The sequence below is a fragment of the Gordonia hydrophobica NBRC 16057 genome, assembly GCF_001592365.1.
Taxonomy (GTDB): Bacteria; Actinomycetota; Actinomycetes; order Mycobacteriales; family Mycobacteriaceae; genus Gordonia; species Gordonia hydrophobica.
The window spans coordinates 1-2,334 of record NZ_BCWU01000026.1 but is presented as its reverse complement, the minus strand read 5'-3'; the positions used below and the strand labels follow the sequence as shown (position 1 = coordinate 2,334).

Genomic DNA, 2,334 nt, shown 5'->3' with positions numbered 1-2,334 from the left:
CTACCCGCCTGACCACCAACGAAGGACCACAAACCAGTTACACCACTATCGGGGACTTGACCCGGACAGGCGAACGGTGCGGCTGCCACTCATCCAAACGGCCGCCAGCGGCAGGGTGGAGCGAGCCTGTATGTGCAGGTAACGGCGCGATAAGGTGAAGCATGGTCCACCTTGGCGGGGGGATCCGAAGTGATTCATCTGCTGCAATACGCAGGATTCTACTTAACATAATGTATCTTATCGGCGTTCTTATCTATCGAGTTCGCAAACAGGTGAATACTCGAGATCATTGGTAAAACGCCAGAACCAGCGGGAACGCGGATTGTTCGCCTCCCGCGGCATGACGCAGCTGCACGGTTCCGTCCGATCTACGTGCAGACATGACAAGATAATTCATCTGATGCATGGAAAGGTCGCGGGATGAGGTGCGATGCACCGTGAGTTCGCCGGGTCTCCCGTCTGACATCACCTGGCGCGAGCGCGCAATATGTCACTGTGACGATTCTGCACGTCTGAGTGGATTCAGTTCTTCTGCAGCATGTATGGACCACTGCCTCCTTACTGGTTGCTCGATACAGCGTGGCCCCGAATCGTTGTCGGCGCCGGCGCGGGTCTGCCCCACTGATATTTGCCGAAACTCTATTCATTGGATGAATAGAGGCGTATGGTGCTGGATTATGAGTGGTGAACACCCACTGCCTGGTAGCGCCCCGTTACGACTCGTCTCGTCTGGCGCCGAGTTGCTTCGTCCCGAAGAGCAGATCTGGACAGAGATGCTCGAGGGTTGGAAATCGGCGCTGATGGCACGCACGTTGGGTGCATCCACGATCTATGGCTACCTGCGAGTCCTTCAGGATTTTCAGGCAGTCTCTGGCGACTACCCGTGGCGATGGATGCCGCAGGACGTCGACGAGTACGTCACCACGCTGAACGCACGCAATGGCGGGACGGCCGCCAAGTCAACCATTCGCGCCTATCTGATGGTGGTCAGGGGCTTCTGTAGCTTTCTCTGCGAGCCGGTCTACCGGTGGCCAGACCTGTGCGCCCAGGTCTTCGGCGAATACCCGTCGCAGATCTGCTTCGCCTACAATCTTCCGGTCCATGTCTCTGACAACGAGGCGGAGCCAGAACGGAGAGCGTTCTCCCGCAATGAAGTTCAGACCCTGTTCGACTACTTCGACGACGAAGTTGAGCGTCTCTACGCGAAGAACAACAAGGCCTGGCTGACCACGCTGCGCGATTCCTGCATCGCAAAGGTTGCTTACGGCTACGGCCTTCGTCGTCAAGAACTCCTACGACTGCAGATCCATGACTTCGGACCGAATCCACATGTGCCGCAATATAAGGCCTTTGGTGCTGTCTACGTCCGGTACGGCAAAGGGTCGCGTGGCTCCGCACACAAGCGACGTACTGTCTTGACGGTTCCCCTGATGGACTGGGGTCCGGATGTGTTTGAGGCGTGGGTGGGCGCAGAAGGATGCCGACAACTCATGGGACATGCGGCGGACTCGCCCTGGCTGTGGCCGTCAGAACGCGGTGACCAGTTGACCTTGAACTCGTACGCCACTCGATTCACAGGCCATCGTCGACGTGCCGGTTTGCCAGATGGTCTGTCGCTTCACGGGTTTCGCCGGTCGTACGTCACGCACTTGATCGAGGACGGCTACGATCCGCTGTTCGTGCAACAACAGGTGGGCCACGAGCATTCATCCACCACGGCGCTCTACACCCAGGTGAGTTCGGACTACCGACAGAAGACCCTGCAGCGCATGATCCGCGAGCGACTCGCATCCGCGGCTGTCCCCTACGGCGAAAGCAACCAGGCATGAACGTTCAGAAGCGCGTCGATTTCCATTGGAACCTGCGAAAACTCATGGCCGACCGCAATCTGTGGAAGTCGACCGAACTGGTCACCCTCCTTCGGAGCCGCGGTATCACTCTCTCTCTCAACCTCAGGCGTACCGATTGATGACGGGCAAACCGGAACGCATCAACAGCCGGGTCTTCGCCGCGCTGTGTGACATCCTCGACTGCTCCCCCGCCGAATTGTTCGAGCCCGTCGTGGTGATGCAAGGTAGGGCAACCGGAACCGCACCCGACATTCTGCCGGCAGGAGAAGCCCGACCGAAGAAGGCTCCCGGGGTTCGTCGCGTTCGCGTGGTCGATTCCGACGACGGCCCACGAGATACCTAGGCCCGCGGTGATGATAGATGATGGCACGCCGGAAGCCCGCACCCGAACCTGACCGGTACGAGCCGTGCGAACGATGCGGTGAGGCCTATCTCACCGCCGCGTGGTGGCAGGACACCCCAATCTGCTGCTATTGCTACAACC

General features: G+C 59.0%; 1 protein-coding gene and 1 pseudogene. Both read left to right on the top strand.

Annotated features, from left to right (window positions below; genetic code table 11):
- Window positions 1-677: 677 nt before the first annotated feature.
- Window positions 678-1,829, top strand: coding sequence for a tyrosine-type recombinase/integrase (locus tag GH2_RS21030; RefSeq protein WP_062392914.1), 1,152 nt, complete (start codon window positions 678-680; stop codon window positions 1,827-1,829).
- Window positions 1,826-2,193 (top strand): annotated as a pseudogene (locus GH2_RS21025) (helix-turn-helix domain-containing protein). Before GH2_RS21030 ends, GH2_RS21025 begins: the two are co-directional and overlap by 4 nt.
- Window positions 2,194-2,334: the final 141 nt, after the last annotated feature.